The organism is Actinomadura sp. ATCC 39365 (assembly GCF_054392275.1).
The window spans coordinates 678238-695758 of sequence record NZ_CP184335.1; the positions used below are offsets into that span (position 1 = coordinate 678238).

General features: G+C 68.3%; 23 protein-coding genes and 1 tRNA gene. 18 read left to right on the forward strand and 6 right to left on the reverse strand.

Annotated elements, in window-relative coordinates; translation table 11 throughout:
• The first annotated feature begins 30 nt into the window (after nucleotides 1-30).
• Nucleotides 31-594 carry an NUDIX hydrolase gene (locus ACNF49_RS03655; protein ID WP_482942793.1) on the forward strand — a complete coding sequence of 188 codons (564 nt, stop codon included), beginning with the start codon at nucleotides 31-33 and terminating at the stop codon, nucleotides 592-594.
• On the opposite strand, the gene ACNF49_RS03660 is transcribed toward ACNF49_RS03655, so the two are convergent.
• Nucleotides 572-1795, reverse strand: a complete 1224-nt coding sequence (locus ACNF49_RS03660) for an NsdA family TPR-like regulatory protein (protein ID WP_482942794.1) — start codon at nucleotides 1793-1795, stop codon at nucleotides 572-574. The two genes, ACNF49_RS03655 and ACNF49_RS03660, sit on opposite strands and share 23 nt — an antisense overlap.
• A gap of 362 nt (nucleotides 1796-2157) precedes the next feature.
• Between ACNF49_RS03660 and ACNF49_RS03665 the strand changes: the two genes are divergently transcribed.
• The 11 genes from ACNF49_RS03665 to ACNF49_RS03715 all read left to right on the forward strand — a co-directional run bounded on the left by ACNF49_RS03665 (nucleotide 2158) and on the right by ACNF49_RS03715 (nucleotide 9661).
• On the forward strand, nucleotides 2158-2337 hold the full coding sequence (locus ACNF49_RS03665) for a hypothetical protein (protein ID WP_482942795.1): 180 nt from the start codon (nucleotides 2158-2160) through the stop codon (nucleotides 2335-2337).
• A gap of 11 nt (nucleotides 2338-2348) precedes the next feature.
• Nucleotides 2349-2666 (forward strand): hypothetical protein, encoded by a 318-nt coding sequence (locus tag ACNF49_RS03670; RefSeq protein ID WP_482942796.1) that lies wholly within the window; start codon nucleotides 2349-2351, stop codon nucleotides 2664-2666.
• Nucleotides 2667-2953: 287 nt separating this feature from the next.
• A complete protein-coding gene (locus tag ACNF49_RS03675) occupies nucleotides 2954-3670 on the forward strand; it encodes a GntR family transcriptional regulator (RefSeq protein WP_482942797.1) in 717 nt (238 codons plus the stop codon).
• 122 nt (nucleotides 3671-3792) lie between these two features.
• Complete coding sequence (locus ACNF49_RS03680; protein ID WP_482942798.1) at nucleotides 3793-4221, forward strand: plasmid replication, integration and excision activator; 429 nt, start codon at nucleotides 3793-3795, stop codon at nucleotides 4219-4221.
• On the forward strand, nucleotides 4221-4487 hold the full coding sequence (locus ACNF49_RS03685; RefSeq protein WP_482942799.1) for a hypothetical protein: 267 nt from the start codon (nucleotides 4221-4223) through the stop codon (nucleotides 4485-4487). The genes ACNF49_RS03680 and ACNF49_RS03685 overlap by 1 nt, the downstream gene beginning before the upstream one ends.
• On the forward strand, nucleotides 4484-4795 hold the full coding sequence (locus ACNF49_RS03690; protein ID WP_482942800.1) for a hypothetical protein: 312 nt from the start codon (nucleotides 4484-4486) through the stop codon (nucleotides 4793-4795). Before ACNF49_RS03685 ends, ACNF49_RS03690 begins: the two co-directional genes overlap by 4 nt.
• An 84-nt stretch (nucleotides 4796-4879) precedes the next feature.
• Nucleotides 4880-6307: an FtsK/SpoIIIE domain-containing protein gene (locus ACNF49_RS03695; RefSeq protein ID WP_482942801.1), complete on the forward strand. Its 1428-nt coding sequence runs from the start codon at nucleotides 4880-4882 to the stop codon at nucleotides 6305-6307.
• Nucleotides 6304-6507: a hypothetical protein gene (locus ACNF49_RS03700; RefSeq protein ID WP_482942802.1), complete on the forward strand. Its 204-nt coding sequence runs from the start codon at nucleotides 6304-6306 to the stop codon at nucleotides 6505-6507. Before ACNF49_RS03695 ends, ACNF49_RS03700 begins: the two co-directional genes overlap by 4 nt.
• Nucleotides 6504-8111 (forward strand): replication initiator, encoded by a 1608-nt coding sequence (locus tag ACNF49_RS03705; protein WP_482942803.1) that lies wholly within the window; start codon nucleotides 6504-6506, stop codon nucleotides 8109-8111. The genes ACNF49_RS03700 and ACNF49_RS03705 overlap by 4 nt, the downstream gene beginning before the upstream one ends.
• Nucleotides 8112-8315: a helix-turn-helix domain-containing protein gene (locus ACNF49_RS03710; protein ID WP_352365750.1), complete on the forward strand. Its 204-nt coding sequence runs from the start codon at nucleotides 8112-8114 to the stop codon at nucleotides 8313-8315.
• Nucleotides 8312-9661 (forward strand): tyrosine-type recombinase/integrase, encoded by a 1350-nt coding sequence (locus ACNF49_RS03715; RefSeq protein ID WP_352365752.1) that lies wholly within the window; start codon nucleotides 8312-8314, stop codon nucleotides 9659-9661. Before ACNF49_RS03710 ends, ACNF49_RS03715 begins: the two co-directional genes overlap by 4 nt.
• An 84-nt stretch (nucleotides 9662-9745) precedes the next feature.
• Here ACNF49_RS03715 and ACNF49_RS03720 read toward each other — a convergent pair.
• Nucleotides 9746-9834: transfer RNA gene (locus ACNF49_RS03720), tRNA-Ser, on the reverse strand.
• Nucleotides 9835-9998: 164 nt separating this feature from the next.
• Nucleotides 9999-10559, reverse strand: a complete 561-nt coding sequence (locus tag ACNF49_RS03725; RefSeq protein ID WP_352318104.1) for a YceI family protein — start codon at nucleotides 10557-10559, stop codon at nucleotides 9999-10001.
• 94 nt (nucleotides 10560-10653) lie between these two features.
• On the opposite strand from ACNF49_RS03725, the gene ACNF49_RS03730 reads away from it, so the two are divergent.
• The gene (locus ACNF49_RS03730) at nucleotides 10654-11145 is read left to right on the forward strand and encodes a MarR family winged helix-turn-helix transcriptional regulator (RefSeq protein ID WP_357983203.1); all 492 of its coding nucleotides are present in this window, start codon (nucleotides 10654-10656) and stop codon (nucleotides 11143-11145) included.
• Between the two features lie 15 nt (nucleotides 11146-11160).
• Here ACNF49_RS03730 and ACNF49_RS03735 read toward each other — a convergent pair whose 3' ends face one another.
• Nucleotides 11161-11691 (reverse strand): SigE family RNA polymerase sigma factor, encoded by a 531-nt coding sequence (locus tag ACNF49_RS03735; protein ID WP_357983199.1) that lies wholly within the window; start codon nucleotides 11689-11691, stop codon nucleotides 11161-11163.
• A gap of 215 nt (nucleotides 11692-11906) precedes the next feature.
• Here ACNF49_RS03735 and ACNF49_RS03740 point away from each other — a divergent pair, with 215 nt between their 5' ends.
• Nucleotides 11907-12854, forward strand: a complete 948-nt coding sequence (locus tag ACNF49_RS03740) for a hypothetical protein (protein ID WP_357983196.1) — start codon at nucleotides 11907-11909, stop codon at nucleotides 12852-12854.
• 66 nt (nucleotides 12855-12920) lie between these two features.
• Nucleotides 12921-13652 carry a MauE/DoxX family redox-associated membrane protein gene (locus tag ACNF49_RS03745; RefSeq protein ID WP_498702027.1) on the forward strand — a complete coding sequence of 244 codons (732 nt, stop codon included), beginning with the start codon at nucleotides 12921-12923 and terminating at the stop codon, nucleotides 13650-13652.
• 103 nt (nucleotides 13653-13755) lie between these two features.
• On the opposite strand, the gene ACNF49_RS03750 is transcribed toward ACNF49_RS03745, so the two are convergent.
• Nucleotides 13756-14937, reverse strand: a complete 1182-nt coding sequence (locus ACNF49_RS03750; protein ID WP_357983190.1) for a DUF8462 domain-containing protein — start codon at nucleotides 14935-14937, stop codon at nucleotides 13756-13758.
• 178 nt (nucleotides 14938-15115) lie between these two features.
• Here ACNF49_RS03750 and ACNF49_RS03755 point away from each other — a divergent pair, with 178 nt between their 5' ends.
• Genes ACNF49_RS03755 through ACNF49_RS03765 form a run of 3 tightly spaced genes read left to right on the forward strand, consistent with a single transcriptional unit; the run spans nucleotide 15116 to nucleotide 17294 of the window.
• Nucleotides 15116-15643 (forward strand): SigE family RNA polymerase sigma factor, encoded by a 528-nt coding sequence (locus ACNF49_RS03755; RefSeq protein WP_498702030.1) that lies wholly within the window; start codon nucleotides 15116-15118, stop codon nucleotides 15641-15643.
• Nucleotides 15640-16824, forward strand: a complete 1185-nt coding sequence (locus ACNF49_RS03760) for a TolB family protein (RefSeq protein ID WP_482942807.1) — start codon at nucleotides 15640-15642, stop codon at nucleotides 16822-16824. Before ACNF49_RS03755 ends, ACNF49_RS03760 begins: the two co-directional genes overlap by 4 nt.
• An 11-nt stretch (nucleotides 16825-16835) precedes the next feature.
• Nucleotides 16836-17294 carry a MaoC family dehydratase gene (locus ACNF49_RS03765; protein ID WP_357983181.1) on the forward strand — a complete coding sequence of 153 codons (459 nt, stop codon included), beginning with the start codon at nucleotides 16836-16838 and terminating at the stop codon, nucleotides 17292-17294.
• Here the strand turns inward: ACNF49_RS03765 and ACNF49_RS03770 are convergent, their stop codons facing one another.
• Nucleotides 17295-17504 (reverse strand): hypothetical protein, encoded by a 210-nt coding sequence (locus ACNF49_RS03770; RefSeq protein ID WP_352365768.1) that lies wholly within the window; start codon nucleotides 17502-17504, stop codon nucleotides 17295-17297.
• Nucleotides 17505-17521 lie beyond the last annotated feature (17 nt).

Sequence of the window (17521 nt, forward strand, 5' to 3'; positions counted from 1 at the left end):
CGCGAGCGGGCGGGGCGGTAGCTTCGAGGTGTGGGTGAGGATACTGAGCTAACGCGCTGGGTCGTCCATGGGGAGCGGCTGGTCTATGACAACCGGTGGATCCGGTTGGGGCTGGCTGATGTTGAGATCCCGGGCGGGGAGCGGTTCGAGCATCATGTGGTGCACCTGGATCGGGCCGCGATTGCTGTCGTGCTGGATGAGCAAGACCGCGTGTTGCTGATGTGGCGGCATCGGTTCGTGTTTGATCGGTGGGGGTGGGAGCTTCCTGGCGGGCTGGTCGAGGCCAGCGAGGATCCGATGGCGACGGCTGTGCGGGAGGTGGAGGAGGAGACCGGGTATCGGCCGAAGCAGGTTGAGCACCTGGTGAGCTATCAGCCGATGGCCGGCATGGTGGACTCTGAGCACATCCTGTTCCTGGTGCATGGTGCCGAGCTGGTGGGCAAGCCTGAGGGTGAGGTGGAGGCCGATCGGATCGAGTGGGTTCCGATGGCCGAGATCCCCGAGATGATCGCCCGTGGGGACATCTGGACGTCGGGGACGCTGATCGGGTTGCTTCAGGCTCAGCAGCGGCTCAACGGCCGAGGGCGCGGTTGACGGCTCGCGAGAGTTCTTCGATGCGGCGTCTTTGACGGCGGCAGCCGGTCATGGTGGCCAGTTGCTTGGCGCGCTGGATGTGGGGCTGCGCTGCTTCAGGTTCGCCGGCTGCGAGCAGGGCGTGGCCGAGGTCGCAGCGGACGCCTGCTTCGGCGCGGTTGTAGGTGCCGTCCATTCCGGCGAGTGATGAGCGTAGGTCCTCGACCGTGTTGGGGTCGCCGAAGCGGAGCAGGCAGCTTCCGCGCCAGCGCGCGAAGTGGTGGACGTTGATGGACAGGTAGGGCATGTCCGGGTCGCCGTCGCCTTCTGGCAGCACGAGGGCGGCTTGGTCGAGCGCGCGACGGCATGCGTCTTCGTCGCCGAGGATGGCTGCGGCTTCGGCTTCGGCAGCGGCGAGCCATGTTCTGAGGCGGGCGGGGACGCGGTCGCGGTGGGTGGTGTGGATGTGCTGGAGGAGTTCGGCTGCTTCGGCGGGGCGTGCCAGGTCCATGAGGACGTATGCCTGTTCGCCGGAGACGTAGGCCAGGACGGCGGCGTTCTCGGCTTCGCGGGCGGCGGCCTTGGCTCGTTCGTAGTGGTTCCACGCGTCGTTGAGCGCCACGGTGTTGATGGCCTGCCAGCCGGCCAGCGACGCTGTCTCGGCAAGTAGGTGGGCGAGGTGGGTACGGATGCGTGGGCGGACGGCGTGGCGGTGGGCTCGTTCGATCTGGGCCATCTGGGCGTGCATCTTGTCGGCGATGGCGATGCTGCCGAGTCGGCGGTCCTGGAGGCGGAGGTTGTTGGTGTCCGTACGCAGGATCATGACCATGGTGTCGTCGACGGCTGCGGCGGCTTCCAGGCGGGCGGTGAGTTCGTCGGTCTGCTCCTGGTGCTCGTCGTCGAGGTCGCCTGTCGGGGACGCGGTGTCGAGCGGGGCCAGTCCGAGGAGCATGCGGGCGTGGTCGGGCAGGCCGAGTCCGGTGGCGATGCGTTCGAAGACGGCCAGTTCTTCGATGGGGCCGGCCGTTCCGTTGAAGATCTTGTTGACGCGGGGCTGGGCGATTTCGGTCGCTGATGCGATGCGGACCTGACTGATTCCGCCGTATTTGGCGACCAGGCGGAATAGTCCCGCGATGTCGCGGTTTTTCAGGCTTTCTCGCATATCGTCGCGTTCCCATACCGATGGCGGGAGCTTGATCGGCTGGAAACCACTCGCGCGCATGCGACCCTCCGGAACTCGTACTCCGAGATTGTGCATTGCTGTGCGGCGGACTCTATATGCCTCGGCGGTATATCGCCGTGGGATATGTATAAACGGTTGGTCCATTCATGCTCTGCCGCATGACAACTCCAGTCAGGTGCGAAGAATGCGAGGGGCGGGGATGGAAGATCGTCACCCGTCGTGGGCATGTGGCGGCATCGAGGTTGGATGCGGCCTCGTCGGTCACCACTGAGTGCCTTCACTGCGATGGGGCCGAGCACGGTCCTGCCGCCAGCGAGGCGTTCGAGTGGGAGGTCCGGGTTCTGTCCGGCCTCGGTGAGGAGCTGGGGACGTGCGGGTCGAGTTCGTTCCAGGCGACCGCCATGGATGAGCTGCGTAAGGCCATGCGGGGCATGTCGGAGGACGCTGGCGCGGTGCTGGGGCGGATCGTCCACAGCGTCTACGGGCTCGGGGCCGTGCGGGACGAGACCACTCGGCGCGAGATCTTCCGGGCCTACCTCGACGCGGCGGGCTCGGTGCGGTTCGAGCGGGTGGCCGAATGACGGCCCCCGTCGTGATCACGATCGATCCGCGTCGTTCCGCCGAACTGCTCCGGGAAGCGCTGGAGCAGAACGGCGTCAGCGCAGATGTCCATGACGGGTACGGGCTCGCCCTGGTGTCGGTCTGGGTCGGGCTGGTCGTGTGGTGCGACGGTCGTCACTACTGGTGGCGAACCGGCTGGAATGTCGCCCGTCGTCGTGTCATCTATGCCTGGCATCCGGCGATTGACCCGGTGCGGGCCGCTCGCCGTATCTCTATGCATTATTCGGACCTGCGTAGGACGCAGCCATATTCGGCGTTGATCGCCGATCTTGTTGACGGGGTCGAGTAATGACCGGCCGGCGAGTGTCGTGCGGGGTGGGGACGGAGCGCCGCAATTTCTCGCTCGTGCAGCACGCGGTTGTGCGTGGCGCTTCCAAGGCGTTGTGCGGCGAGACGATTCAGCTTGTGGTGATCGGTGATTGGCAAGTGCCGTTCATGCCGACCGTCCCGAGCGCTTGCGAGGAGTGTGTACGCCTCCTGGCGGGGCGTTCTGAGTCCTAATCATGGCCTGACAAGTCTTGGCTCAGCCGGTACTGTACTTATGCGGACAAGCGCAAGAGTGAACGGACGGCCAACATGAGCATGGACTTCGCCCCGCCGAAATATGCGCAGGTCATGCAGGCGATCCAGGAGCGCATCGAGTCGGGCGAGTACGCCCCCGGCGACATGCTGCCGTCCGAGACGCAGCTTGTTCGTGAGCTGGGCGTTGGGCGCACCACGGTCGTGCGGGCGCTTCAGACGCTCGCCATGCAGGGGTGGATCGAGCGCGAGCACGGGCGTGGGTCGTTCGTGAAGGGCCGGCCGGAACGCGAGGCCGAGACCGTTCGTCCTGGCCTTGGCGCTGCGGAGCAGGGAGAGAGCGCCGACAGTCTTGTTGAGGTGGTGCGGGTTCCGGCGCCTCGGCATGTCGCGAAGTTGCTCGGGGTCGCCGAGCGCACGCCGGTGATCGTCCGCAAGCGGGTGGCCCGTCAGGCTGATCTCGTCTCGGCGGTGGAGACTCTATGGGTGCCGCTGGAGATCGCGGTGGGAACCGACCTGGACAAGGCCGAGCCATTGCGGGGCGGCATCCGCAAGCATCTCCAGGCGGTCAAGCATGTGCGGTTCGATCGCATCACCGAGCGGCTGTCCGCGCGCAAGCCTACGAAGGACGAGTCCGAGCTGCTGGGATCGTCCAATCCGGTGCTCGGCGTGACGGCGACGGTACACGACCCTGCGGGGAACGTCCTGTTGGCCATGAGTCTGGCGCTGCCTGGCAGCCTGCATGAGCTTGAGGATGTCTACAAGGTGAGGTAATTCTTACCGCGCCACTCCGGCTCAACCACTTGTGCGGACGAGTGGCCACAGCCTACTCTCAACTCATGCGGACAAGTGGACGAGCGAACGAAGAGCTCTCCACCGCTATCGAGAGGAACCACATGGCAATCCAGGGACCCATTCCCGTCAGCTACACCATGGTCTTCCCGCACGGCTGCTACATCGTCGGCGAGGTCGAGGCCGTCAAGGACTTCGACGCCTCCACCGGCGGCCGGTTCGTGCAGGCCCGCGACAAGCAGACCGCCGAACTGGTCTGGCAGGTCGCGGTCATGGACGGTGACCCGACCCTCAAGCCCGCCCAGAAGACCGTCGCGGTCAAGATCCTCGCGCCGGTCCAGCCGATCCCCCCGCAACCCATGCCGGGGCTGCCGTTCACGCCGGTCGAGTTCAACGGCATGTCCGTCACCCCGTATGTCAACGCCGCCGGCCGCCTCGCGTACTCGATCAAGGTTCGCGAGATGTACGCCCCCCGCCAGACTGCCCAGCCCGCCCAGACAGCCAAGGCTTCGGCCGGAAAGGACGCCGCCTGATGACCCGACGCCGTACCCCGCGCAACAGCGTGATCCGGCTGACCACCGGGCACGCCGCCCGCACCATGAACCACCCGTTCGCCCGCCGTGAGCCCGTCCTGGCGCTCGACTTCGGCGCCACCTCCGTCCTGGTCACCACCAGCGGACCTATCACGGTGGAGGACCTGGAGTTCGCCCGCCAGCTCGCCCACGCAGCCAACCGCTTCGCCCGCACCGTCGAGCGCAGCTTCTACGGCCTGCCCGACGGCAAGGAGGTCGCGGCATGAGTCTGCGCCCGTACACCTACATCACCCTGTCCCTGCGACCCGAATCCACGCCGCACGTCGGCGTCTCCTTCCACATGCCCGACCTCAAGGTCCGCGCCGGTCTCCTGCTCAGCAACCCGCGCCCGTACCTGGAGCTCTACTCCCCCGAGGCGAACGTGCACATCTCCACCACCGGAGCCGGGCCGGTCACCGACGCCGACCTGAGCACCGCCCGCGAGATCTTCACCGCCGCCGCTCGCTACCTGGCCGACTGCGAGCAACTGCACGCCGAACAGGCCGACAAGGACGCCACCGACCCGGTGACCTGACATGAGGCGGGGCCGCTGGAAGCGGCAACTTCCGGCGGCCCCTCGGTTCTCCCCTGACTCCACATCACGAGAGGTTCCCAGCTTATGTTCAAGCGGCTGCCTGGAGACGAGGCGCGCAACCTCGTCTCCACCACGCCCGACACGGCCGTCGTCTTCCGCCCGGCCGTGGTCAAGACACCCGCAATCCTGACCATCATCATCCTCATCGGTCGCACGGTCGCCAGACTCGTCCGTACGATCTGGCGTCACCCCATCGCGACCGCCATCCTCGTCGTCCTCGGTGCTCTCTGGTACGTCTACGGCTGGCCCATGGCGGCGTCCCTGGCCGGTACGGTCGCCATGGCCCTGGCCTCCTGGGCGTTCATTCACCGCCCGTCGTTCGCTCGCCTCGTCGGCTACCGGCTGCTGGCCTGGTGGCGGCTCGTCTGGATCTACCGGCGGCACTGGCAACCCGTCATGATCGTCTCCGGTCTCGGCCGTCATCTCCGGGGCCGTGACTACCTCCCGCGGCTGGGCAAGATCACCTGCACCTCGTGGGCCGACGTGGTCACCGTGCGCATGCTCAAGGGCCAAGCAGTCAAGGACTGGACTGACCGCACCGACCACCTGGCCCAAGGCTTCGGCGCGAAGTCGTGCCGCGTGGCACTGTCCCATGCCGGACGGCTGACGCTGACCTTCCCGCGCAGCGATCCACTCGCCTCTCCCCTGCCAGCGGTCCCCATTCCGGAGGAGCCGACCGTGGGACCGGTCGAGATCGGCAAAGGCGAGGACGGGCGGCCGTGGCGGCTCAAGGTGCACGGCACCCACGTCCTCGTCGCGGGCGCGACCGGGGCCGGCAAGGGGTCGATCATCTGGTCCGTCATCCGCTCCCTGCTCCCCGCCGCCAGCGCGGGCTTGGTCGAGTTGTGGGCGCTGGACCCCAAACTCATGGAACTGTCCTACGGCCGCCCCTTGTTCGGCGATCGGTACGCGGCCACTCCCGAGGAGTGCGCCGACCTGCTGGACGAGGCCGTCGCCGTCATGCAGAAACGAGCCGCCCGGTTCGCCGGACTCCAGCGCTCCCACACGCCCACCGTCGATGACCCGTTCGTCCTGGTCGTCGTTGACGAGGTGGCGTTCCTGACCGCCTACCAGTCCGACCGGCAACTCCGGCAACGCATCTCCGCAGCCCTGGCCACCCTGACCACTCAAGGCCGCGCGGTCGGTGTCGGCGTCATGGCCGCGCTCCAGGACCCGCGCAAAGAGGTCATGAACATCCGCAACCTGTTCCCCGACAAGATCGCCCTCCGGCTCGATGAGTCCGAGCAGGTGGACATGGTCCTCGGCGACGGCTCACGCGACCGGGGCGCCCTGGCCGACCGCATCTCACCCGTCCCGGAGCTGGGCGCGGGCGTCGGCTACGTCCGGCTGGAAGCCAGCCCCGAACCCGTCCGTGTCCGCGCCGCCTACGTCTCCGATCACGACATCCGCGCCATGGTCGACGCCTACACCCCACATGGGGAGGCAGCGTGAAGATCTGCTTCCACGGCACCGCCGACGAAATCAGCCGGGTCGCCGGCCGCCCCCTCCTGGTCCTACTGACCGCCCGTGATCTGCCCCGCATGCGGGTCTTCGAGCTCTACCAGCCCCACGTCCACGCCTCCCCCTCCCACGAGCACTACCGGCTCTGCGCCGTGATGACCGAGACCCCCGACGCAGGGAGGATCGCGTGACCCATCCGCACGACCGCGCACTACCCCGGGCCGTCCGCCAAGCCATGCCGATGGCCCGGGACGTACTCGTGGAGGTCGCCAAGCTCCATGGCGTCTGCATCCGGCCTATCCCGCTGCGGCGGCTCGACATCGTCACCGGCAAGTCCGAGATCATCGACGTCCCGTGCGGGGCTGTCCTCGCCAGCAAGTGCCCGCCGTGTGCCAAGCGCAACCGGCAGCTCCGCATGGCCCAATGCCGCGAGGGCTGGCACCTCGACACCGAACCCACGATCACACCCGACGAGCCGAACGAAGAACAGCGCTGGCTGATCGAGTTCCGCGCCGACACGCAGGCCAGACGGGATGCCGCCGAGCAGGCCGGCGACGACACCACCGACCTGGACGCCGTCCTGTCCGGCCTCGATGACGAGATCAACGCCGCTGGCATGCGTGGCAGCGTCACCGGATCCGCGGTGCCCAAGCGCACCCGATCAACCCGCCGGCGGCAGGACGCCCCCGATCTGCCCAAGCGCAAGATGACCAACACAACCCTTGGACGCACCTTCACCAGCACCGACGGCAAGACCTACCGGCCATCGCTGTTCGTCACGCTCACCCTTCCCAGCTACGGCAAGGTCCGCGACGGCGTCCCGATCGACCCCGACACCTACGACTACCGGCGCGCCGGTCGGGACGCACTGCACTTCTCTAAGCTCGTGGATCGCTTCGTGCAGAACCTACGCCGGGTCGCGGGCTATGACGTGCAGTACTTCGCGGCTGTAGAGCCGCAGAAGCGGCTCGCGCCGCACCTGCACATGGCTATCCGGGGGACCCTGCCGCGCGCGGAGATCAGGCAGATAGCTGCGGCCACGTATCACCAGGTGTGGTGGCCACAGGCTGACGAAGTCGTCTTCGACGGCGATCATCCGCCTGTTTGGGACGAGGAGGCCGGCTACCTCGACCCCGCTACCGGCGAGGTACTGCCCACCTGGGACGAGGCCCTTGACGCTCTGGACGAGGACGCCGAACCCCTCCACGTTCTGCGCTTCGGCGATCAGGTGGACGTGCAAGGTGTTCTCGCCGGTACACCGGACGCCGATCAGTGCATCCGGTATCTGTCCAAGTACCTGACCAAGTCCATCGGCGACGGCCTCGACGGCGGCCAGGCCCAGCGCGAGCATGCCGCGCGCATGGTCGATGCCCTGCGCTACGAACCCTGCTCGCCGACCTGCCCGAACTGGCTGCGCTACGGCGTCCAGCCCAAGAACGCCAAGGCGGGGATGGCTCCGGGACAGTGCCGTAGCAAGGCACACAAGCCTGAACACCTCGGCTACGCCGGCCGCCGGGTCTTGGTCTCCAGGAAGTGGTCCAACAAGACGCTGGCCGAGCACAAGCGGGACCGCCGTACCTGGGTCCTGGAAGCCCTCGGCCAGGCCGACGAACCCGCCGACCCACACCGCTACATCTGGCGCCCCGTCCCGGCCGGAGACGCCAACGTGCCACCACTCGCCATACGCCTCCTGCGCACCGTCGCCGAACGCCAACGGTGGCGAGCCCACATGGCCAGGCTCCAAGACCAGGCAGACGGTCAAGATCCATCAGAGATCCGAGAGGAGGCGGCATAGATGGAGCCCCTGTTCTATCGCCCAAAGGATGCGGCCGTACTGCTCGGCATGAGCCGGACCGCAGTCTTTCGCCTCATCAAGAGCGGCGAACTCAAGTCCATCAAGGACGACGGCTACCGCCTCGTTCCTCGTTGGGCGCTGATCGAATTCGCTCGGGTTCTGGAGCTCAAGGCCGGACTCGTACGACAGGAGGGCGCGGCATGATGGCGAAGAAGCCAAACGGGCGCTCCTCCATCTACCTCGGCCAGGACGGCTACTGGCACGGCTGGGTCACCATCGGCATCAAGCCCGACGGCTCGCCTGACCGTCGTCACCGGATGGCCAAGACGGAGGCCGAGGTAACCCGCAAGGTCGCCGAGTTGGAGGGCAACCGCGAGACCGGGCAGGTCACCAAGCCGGGCCGAGTTCCCACGGTCGCCGAGTGGATGACCGAGTACCTGGACGTGATCTGTGAACGACTCGTCGCCTCGGGGAAGATGGCTCCGCGCACGCTGGCGGACTACCGATCCAAGACCCGCCACTGGATCATCCCGCTTCTCGGCCGGCACCGACTGAACCGGCTTGCCCCGGAGCACCTCGACACGGCGTACACGACCATGCTCGACAAGGGCCTGTCCACAAGCACAGTCCTCAAGGTGCATCGCATCCTTTCTCGCGCCCTCAAAGTGGCGGTCCGGCGGGACAAGGTCACCCGGAACGTGGCGACCCTCGTGGAGGCACCCACGGCCGCGGAAACCGAGATCGAGCCGCTGACGCGTGAAGAGGCTCGCCGCATCCTCGACGTCGCCAGAACCAAGAGGAACGGCACCCGCTGGTCGGTCGCTCTGGCGCTCGGCATCCGCCAGGGCGAGGCGCTTGGACTGCGCTGGTCGTACATCGACATGGACACAGGCGAGATCCGCGCCTGGTTCCAGGTACAGCGCCAGGAGTGGCGGCACGGCTGCGACGACCCGCACGCCTGCGGCGAGAAGTGGCACCGCCGGCCGTGCCACAAGAAGTGCAAGATCCACGGCCATCGGCCGGGCTGTAAACCGGACTGCACCCAAGCAGGCCACGTCTGTTACAAGCGGCCCTGCCTCAAGGACTGCACCGGTCACGCGGACAAGTGCCCCAAGCGGGCGGGCGGCGGCCTGGTCTTCCGGCAACGCAAGGGCAAGAGCAAGCTCACTCTCCAGTGCCCGCCTGAACTCCTCGCCCAGCTCAAGGCGCACCACGAAATGCAAGACGCCGAGCAGGAGCGGGCGGGAGACCGTTGGGAGGATCACGACCTGGTGTTCACGACCAAGCACGGCACACCGATCGAGCGCACCGAGGACTGGAAAGCGTGGAAGGCCATCCTCAAGCAGGCCGGCGTCCGCGACGTACGAGTCCACGATGCCCGCCACACCGCCGCGACACTCCTCATCGAGCAGGGTGTGAACATCCGCGTCGTACAGCAGGTCCTCGGCCACACGAGGGTCACGACGACCGAACGGTACACCCACGTATCCACACCCCTGATGCGCGACGCAGGCGAACGCCTGGCCGCCGCGCTCTGGGGAAATCCGTAGCCGTTGCAACTAGGACTGCAACTATGACGCCCCGGAAGATCGAAAGGCCCTCCCCCCGTACTCGGGGAGAGGGCCTTTCACCTGCGGAGGATCGGGGATTTGAACCCCGGATGGTGTTGCCACCAAACCGCATTAGCAGTGCGGCGCCATAGACCTGACTAGGCGAATCCTCCTGGAAGCCATCGCGGCTCAGCACAGCGTACCGGCCTTCTGGCGAGGCGGCAAAGCGGTTGCGCGTCGCGCCTTCGCCAAGAGTTATCAACAGCCTGTGGGTAACCACCTGTGGATGAAGCCCGCCCCATGCTAGGGCGGGCTTCCAGGTTGTGGACAACCCAGTTCAGGCGGGGTTCGCCTCGCCCTCGATCTCGATCTTGACCTTCTTGCCCACGAGCACACCGCCGGCCTCCAGGGTCTGGTTCCAGGTCAGGCCGAACTCCTCGCGGTCGAACTCGGTGTTGATGGAGAAGCCCCAGACCGAGTTGCCCCAGGGGTTGGTGCCGGCGCCGCCGTACTCGACCGTGAGCTCGACCTCCTTGGTGACGTCGCGGATGGTCAGGTCGCCGACGACGGTGAACTCGTCGCCGGAGTGGCCGACCACGCGGGTGCTGCGGAAGGTGATCTCGGGGAACTTGTCCACGGCGAGGAAGTCGTCGCTGCGCAGGTGGCCGTCGCGGTCGCCGACGCCGGTGTCGATGCTGGCGGTCTTGATCGTCAGCTCGGCCGTGGACTCCAGCGGGTTCTCCGCGATCGTCACGGTGCCGCTGAAGTCGCCGAAGCGGCCGCGGACCTTGCTCACCATCATGTGCTTGACCACGAACCCGATGCGGGTGTGGGCCACGTCGAGGTTGTACGTGCCGGCGGCGGGGATGGTCAGGGACTCCCAGGTGCGGGTGCTCATCGGGTTCTCCTTGGGAACGTTGCTGTGCGGATGTCTGCGGCAACAAATGTCTACACGAGGAATATTCCGCAAGTCAACTAACGTCGGTTAAGGTATGGACGTGAAGCACATCGATGACCCCAGGCTGACGGCGATGGGCCTGCTCGCCGAGGTTCACGCAGGTCTGACAGCCCGGATGCAGCCCGTCTTCAGCACGGCGGGGCTGTCGGGCATCGACTTCGAGACCGTCATCCGCCTGGCACGATCACCGCGGCAGGCGCTGCGGATGACCGATCTGGCCGCCCAGACGGGCCTGTCCACGAGCGGCGTGACCAGGGTCGTCGACCGGCTCGAACGCGAGGGCCTGGTGACCAGGCAGGCGTGCGCCACCGACCGCAGGGCCTCCTACGCCGCGCTCACGGACGAAGGGCGCGAACGGCTGGCGAGCGTCCTCCCCCAACACCTTCAGGACATCGAGGACACCTTCACCGGCCTCCTGAGCCCGGACGAGCTCGCCGCGTTCCTGCAGACGCTCCGCAAGATCAGAGACGTCGTACGCCCCTGCGCGACCGCCGGCGCCGAGGAGACCACCCCGTCGCTCAACTGATCCCTTGGAGCGATCCTACGAAGACGCCTCCGGCACCCCCGGGCCCCCCGCCTCGGAGGAGATCCCCAAGGCGCTCCTGAGCTTGCCCATCGCCCGTGACACCGTGCTCTTGACCGTGCCGACACTGATCCCGAGCGTCCTGGCGATCTCCGGCTCGGTCATGTCCTCGTAGTACCGCAGCACGATCGCGGCCCGCATCCGTTCGGGCAGCCCTTCCAGCGCCTGCTCCAGCAGCTCGTGCACCTCCCCGCAGGCCGGCGGGTCCGCCGTGGCCACCTCGGGCAGGTCGTCCGACGGGTACTCCTCCAGCTTGCGCCGCCGCCACTGCGAGATGTTGATGTTGACCATCGCCCGGCGGACGTACCCGTCCAGCGCCCCCCGGTCCTCGATCTTGCCCCACGCCAGGTACGTCTTGGCCAGGGCGCTCTGCAACAGGTCCTCCGCGTCCAGCGGATGTCCGGTGAGCTGACGGGCGGCGCGCAGCAGCGCGGGACCGCGGGCCATGACGTACTCGCGGAACTCCTCTTCCCACCCGGTGGTCTGCATCGTGGCCAGAATCGCAGCCTGATGCCCTTTTGCGACTGAGCCACAATTCAGGTTTCGGCCCGACGAAGACAAAGGTCAGTCAAGGTCGGTGGCAGATTGTTCGAAGGCGGGTGTCAGCTACCTTCCCCGGGGATGCGTATTTTGCTCCCATCTGTTCGCCGCGGCACGAGCCGCTCCGGAGTCATGTGAACCTAGTACCTGACGAGGGAGGGCGGATGGGCTATCCGAACGTCGAGCGCCGCAGACTGCTCGCGGCCGCCGCGCTGGGCCGCGCCCCGGGCATCGCCGGCCCCGACCCGGCCGACGGCGCGCCTTTATGCGCCGTCACCGGCGAGATCCTTGACGTGAGCCCCCATCTCATCGCCATCGAGACCCCCGAGGGCGTCGAGGAGCGGCTGGTGATCGCCCCCTGGGCCACGGCCTGGCACGGTTCGGAGATCGCGCCCGCCGACCTTCCGGTGGGCTCCATGGTGCTCATGCGCACGTTGCGCGAAGGCCGCGTGGTCGAGCGGATCTGGGCCGACACCACCCGCCTCACCGGCACGATCGTCTCGATCGAGGGGCGCAAGGAGCTGACGGTCGAGCTCGACTGCGGCCCCCACCGCGGCCCCCGCACGATCGTCATCCCCTACCCGGCCACCGGACGGCTGCAGGTGCGGCATCCGAAGTTCGAGCCGGGTTACCTGTTCGACGCGATCGGGATCAGGCGCGACGGCTCCGCCCTGGCGCTGCTGCCGGCGACCTCGCAGCCCGCCCACCGGTCGGGCAGCGTCCCGGCTCCGCCGCCGGCCTACGCCGGGGCGCAGGCGCGCATCTCCGGCACCGCCACCTGGTCCGACACGTTCGACGAGGAGGAGCGCGGCGCGGCGTACCCGATGCTGGAGCGCGTGGACACCGGCTGCCCCGACGCCGGGCTCTCCTGCGCCGGCCTGCCCTACCTCGCCATCGGCTCGCTGCTGCAGATCAGGAACACGTGCGCCGACCGCACGGCCAACCTGCCGGTGGTCGCCTGCGGATGCCTGGCCGGGCGGTTCTGCGACCGCTGCGTCGAGTGCGAGACCTCGCCGCGCGGCCGCGTCGCCGAGCTGTCGCCCGCCTCGTTCGTCGAGCTGGGCGGCGAGTTGATCAAAGGCTGCTTCAACGCTCAGATCGGATTGGGGTGACGGGCGTGCTGGAATCGCAGATGCCGATCCTGATCGTGCTGCTGGTCATGGGCAGCGGCGCGGAAGGTGGTCACGGTCCGCGGGGGCGGGGAGCCGGGCGCCCTGTCCAGGCTGGGCCCGGCCGTGCTGATGCCCGGCCGTATGCAGGCGCCCTCGCTGCTGGTCTGCGCGGCGGGCGAGCTGGTGCTCGCCGGCGGGCTGCTGGCCACCACCGCGCCGATCTTCAGGTGGGGGACGGTCTGCTTCTTCGCTTTGTCCACGTACGTGCTGATCGAGCTGCGCAGGCGGCGTCCTGACGCGGGCTGCGGCTGCTTCGGCGAGGTCAGCTCGGCGCCGGTCGGCATGCGCTCGATCGGCCGGACGGTCGTGCTGACCGGGATGTCGGCGTTGTCGGTGGCCGCGCCGACGTCGGGCTGGGCGGCGATGACCCATCCGACCTGGTTCACGGCCGCGGGGTTGGCGATGATCGCGCTGCTCTCCCCCGAGATCGAGGAGCTGATCGATCGGGTACGGTACCGCGCCCCCTGCGAGCAGCGGCCCGGCCCCGCCGAGCAGGTGATGCTCTCCAGGCTCAGATCGAGCGGCCCGTGGCGGACGTACCAGGAGGCGCTGGCCTCGCCCGAACCGTACGACAGCTGGCGCGAGCTGTGCTGGCGCTTCTTCGTCTTCACCGGCCACGACCACGACGACGTGGTCTTCGCGGTCTACCTGAGCGGACGGCGTCCGGCGGTGCGCGTGGCGGTCGTGAGCAGCGACGACAGCGACTCTCTGCCGGAATATACGTCAGTATCGGCGTGACGCTAGAGAGCCCTAGATTTCTCTATCCGGGCATGGCGATACAGCTCTATTGGGCTGTCTAGCTTCCCCACTAGACAGCCCAATAGAGGTCTAGGGGCGGCGCTCAAATGGGTTGAGCCCGCAGGAACCTTCCGAAGTGCGGCACCGTGAACGCGATCAGACCGCGTTCGGCGCTGTAGATGAGCCCTTTCTTGATCAGACTGTCGCGGGCGGGCGAGAGGCTGGACGGCTTCCGCCCGAGGGCGTCGGCCACGTCGGCGGTGGCGACCGGCTCGTCGCCGATCTGGGCCATGGCGTGCATGTAGTCGCGCTCGGCGGGGGTGGCCCGCTCGTAGCGGCTGCCGAAGAAGCCCACGGCGAGCTCCTCCTCGGCCTCGGGCGCGGAGACCTTGACGTCGTCGAGGGTGATCGGGCTGCGCAGCGCGAGGTCCCAGGCGACCTTGCCGTACGCCTGGACGAAGTAGGGATAGCCGTCGGCGGCCTCATAGAGCGCGTCGAGGGCCTCCTGGGTGAACTCGACCTTCTCCTCCCGCGCGGGCAGGATCAGCGCCATGTCGGCCGCCTCACGGTCGAGCTTGTCGATGCGCGCGTAGCGGAAGAGCCGTTCGGAATAGCTCTTGCTGGCCGACAGCACGCTCGGCAGGTGCGGCAGCCCCGCGCCCACCACGATCAGCGGCCCGCCCGACTGGGACAGCTCGTGGCAGGCGGCGCAGAGCGCGGAGACGTCGGCGGACTGCACGTCCTGCATCTCGTCGATGAACAGCGCGATGCCCACGCCGAGGTCGGTCGCCACGCCGGCGGCGTCGACGAACAGCTCGGTGAGGTCGATCTCCAGGTCGCCCGAGTCGGCGCGCCCGCGGCTGGCGGGCACCTCGATGCCGGGCGACCAGTGGGAGGTCCCCTTGGCCGCGGACGGGTCGCGCATCGCGAACGCCTTCAGCACGCCGAGGAACTCCTCGATGCGCTCGGGCGCGCGGTGGCGCGGCGCCAGCTCGCGGATGGCCATGTGCAGGGCGGCCGCCACGGGACGCCGGATCGACTGGTCGGGCCGGGCCTCGATCTTGCCCGTGCCCCACAGCCGCTGCATGGCCATGGACTTGAACGTGTTGAGCAGGACGGTCTTGCCGACGCCGCGCAGGCCGGTGACGACCATGCTGCGCTCGGGACGGCCTCGGGCGACCCGCTCCAGCACCACTTCGAACTGCTGCAGCTCACGGTCACGCCCGGCCAGCTCCGGCGGACGCTGCCCGGCGCCGGGGGCGTAGGGATTGCGCACAGGGTCCACGCTCTCGGACTTTATTGCCGGATATAGCGGCCGTCTTAGATTTGGGAAGAAAGTGCTACGGCGTGTCCGAGCAGGAGCTGTGGCGAGCATCGTCATCGGACACACCCCCTCTCACCAGGCCGAACCCTTGTTCGATTTCGATACCCAGAACTGTAGCGCGGACTCGAACATGCATGCGATGGTTTCGAGTAAAAGATCTTTGCAACAGCCCCGGACGCCCGCGCGTCTGGGTGTTGTGGAGTTCGAGGAGTTCGTGCAAGCGCGTGGCGCCGCCCTGCTCCGGTACGGATACGTGCTTACCGGAAATCCCGACGACGCCGCCGACCTCGTGCAGGAGGCGCTGCTCAAGCTGGGCGACACCTGGCGCAGGGTGCGCAACAAGGACAACCCGGAGTCCTACGTACGCACGATCATGACCCGCCAGCACGTGAGCTGGTGGCGCCGGCGGCGCAGGGAGCAGCTCACGGACGAGGTGCCCGAGGGGGCGTACACCGACAGCCACTCCTCCGGCGAGCTGTGGCGGGAGCTGGCGACGCTGCCGCGCAGGCAGCGGGTGGTCCTGGTGCTGCGGTACTACGAGGACCTGTCGGACCAGGAGATCGCCGACATCCTCGGCATCTCCCGCGGAACCGTGCGCAGCCAGGCGTCGCGCGCGCTGCACACGTTGAGGATCCGGCCGGCACTGCTGGAGAGGGAGCGGGCATGAGGACCGAGAAGGACCTGACCGAGACGCTTCGTACCGCGGCGGACCACGCACCGGAGCCGGGCGGGCTGCTCGCCGGGGTGGAGGTGCAGCGGCGGCGCAGGCGGAGGCGGCGTACCCGGGGGCTGGCCGTCGCGACGGCGGTAGCGGCCGTGCTCGCGACCGGCACGGTCATGGCGGCGAACGGACGGCAGGCAGCCGCGCCGTCCCCGGCGGCGCGGCCCTTCCCGCAGGCGGCGGCCGTGCCCCTGGAGCGGGCGTGGCCGGGGGCCGTCGTCACGATGCCCACCATGCGGGCCGACGGCCTGCGCCGCGTCCCGGTCACCGCGCTCGACGCCGCCCGGATCCTGGCCGTCGCCGGACCCAAGGACGACACGATCCGCGCGATCGAGGTCTACGACACCACCACCCGGACGTTCCGCGAGATCGCCGACATATCGGTTCCGCCAGGCATGAGGACCTACCGCCCCCAGCCGCCGGCGCTGGACGGGCTGAACCTCGCCTGGCACGTGAACGCCGTACGGAAGGACGGCACCGAGGTGCGCGAGATCTGGACGGTCCCCCTCGCCGGCGGCGAGCCCCGACAGATCGCCGCGATGACGGGAGAGCACCTGCGGATCGAGCGCATCGCCCTCGACGGCGACCGGGTCGTCTGGTCGGAACGGACCGACGGCGTGTGGTGGATGCCGCTCGCGGGCGGCGCCCCCAAACGCTTTCCGGGCAGCGAGGGCCTGCACCTCGTCAAATGGCCGTGGGCGAGCGACATCGCCGACGGCGAGGACCGCAGCCAGGCCAGGGTCGTGAACCTGTCGACCGGCCGTCCCTCCACCAAGGACGTCGTCGCGCCCCTGGACGCCCTGAGGCTGCGCTGCGGCCCGTCCTGGTGCCAGGGCGTACGGGGCGGGCGCACGTACCTGCAGCACATCGACGGCAGCGCCGCGGCCGAGCCTCAGGGACTCGGTCTCGTGCCCAGGCTCGGCGACTACCCGCCCCTCGACCGTTTCGTGGTGGCCGGCAACGCGGTCTACGACGTGACGACCGGCACGCTGGCCACGTTCGACCGGCCCGGCATCTGGTACGGGAACTACATGTCCGCCGAACCGGCCGCGATCGTGTACTGGGCCGACAGGCTGCCCGACGAGTACCGGGTGCTCAACTTGGCAGCCGTCCCGCCCGCGCAATAGCGTTCGTGACCATGCGGACCTTCGCGAACGTACAGGAACTCAAGGCGGCCGTGGGCGAGACCTTCGGCCCGACCGAGTGGCGCACCGTCACCCAGGAGCAGGTCGGCCTCTTCGCCGACGCCACCGACGACCACCAGTGGATCCACGTGGACGTGGAGCGCGCCAAGGAGGGGCCCTTCGGCGGCACGATCGCCCACGGCTTCCTGACCCTGTCGCTGCTGCCGACGTTCATGTTCGAGATGGTGCGCGTCGAGAGCATCGCGATGGGCGTCAACTTCGGGCTGAACAAGGTCCGTTTCCCCCGTCCGGTGCCCGTGGGCGCGCGGGTCAGGGCCGTGGGCGAGCTCACCGACGTCAAGGGCACCCCGGCCGGCCATCTGGCCAACCTGAAGGTGACGATCGAGATCGAGGGCGAGCGCCGGCCCGCCTGCATCGCCGAGTCGCTGATCCTGTACGTCCCCGCGAGCTGATCACCGCAGCGACAGGACGATTCCCACCACCGCGGCGAGCCCGATCAGCCCGAGATAGGCCAGCACGAGCCGGGTGTCCCTGAGCAGGCATTTGCTCCGGGTCAGCCCGGCCCGCCGCGCCTTCCAGTACCCCGCGAACCCCAGCGCCGCGAACCCGAGCACCGCCCACGGCCCGAGCAGCCAGGCCAGCAGCGCCACGGTGGCGTACACACACAACCGCAGCGGGT

Coding starts and splice junctions, on each gene's coding strand:
- ACNF49_RS03660 (WP_482942794.1), bottom strand. CDS start 1,795: ATGCGCGCGAGTGGTTTCCAGCCGATCAAGCTCCCGCCATCGGTATGG.
- ACNF49_RS03665 (WP_482942795.1), top strand. CDS start 2,158: ATGGATGAGCTGCGTAAGGCCATGCGGGGCATGTCGGAGGACGCTGGC.
- ACNF49_RS03675 (WP_482942797.1), top strand. CDS start 2,954: ATGAGCATGGACTTCGCCCCGCCGAAATATGCGCAGGTCATGCAGGCG.
- ACNF49_RS03680 (WP_482942798.1), top strand. CDS start 3,793: ATGGCAATCCAGGGACCCATTCCCGTCAGCTACACCATGGTCTTCCCG.
- ACNF49_RS03685 (WP_482942799.1), top strand. CDS start 4,221: ATGACCCGACGCCGTACCCCGCGCAACAGCGTGATCCGGCTGACCACC.
- ACNF49_RS03690 (WP_482942800.1), top strand. CDS start 4,484: ATGAGTCTGCGCCCGTACACCTACATCACCCTGTCCCTGCGACCCGAA.
- ACNF49_RS03695 (WP_482942801.1), top strand. CDS start 4,880: ATGTTCAAGCGGCTGCCTGGAGACGAGGCGCGCAACCTCGTCTCCACC.
- ACNF49_RS03710 (WP_352365750.1), top strand. CDS start 8,112: ATGGAGCCCCTGTTCTATCGCCCAAAGGATGCGGCCGTACTGCTCGGC.
- ACNF49_RS03715 (WP_352365752.1), top strand. CDS start 8,312: ATGATGGCGAAGAAGCCAAACGGGCGCTCCTCCATCTACCTCGGCCAG.
- ACNF49_RS03725 (WP_352318104.1), bottom strand. CDS start 10,559: ATGAGCACCCGCACCTGGGAGTCCCTGACCATCCCCGCCGCCGGCACG.
- ACNF49_RS03730 (WP_357983203.1), top strand. CDS start 10,654: ATGGACGTGAAGCACATCGATGACCCCAGGCTGACGGCGATGGGCCTG.
- ACNF49_RS03735 (WP_357983199.1), bottom strand. CDS start 11,691: ATGCAGACCACCGGGTGGGAAGAGGAGTTCCGCGAGTACGTCATGGCC.
- ACNF49_RS03740 (WP_357983196.1), top strand. CDS start 11,907: ATGGGCTATCCGAACGTCGAGCGCCGCAGACTGCTCGCGGCCGCCGCG.
- ACNF49_RS03755 (WP_498702030.1), top strand. CDS start 15,116: ATGGTTTCGAGTAAAAGATCTTTGCAACAGCCCCGGACGCCCGCGCGT.
- ACNF49_RS03760 (WP_482942807.1), top strand. CDS start 15,640: ATGAGGACCGAGAAGGACCTGACCGAGACGCTTCGTACCGCGGCGGAC.
- ACNF49_RS03765 (WP_357983181.1), top strand. CDS start 16,836: ATGCGGACCTTCGCGAACGTACAGGAACTCAAGGCGGCCGTGGGCGAG.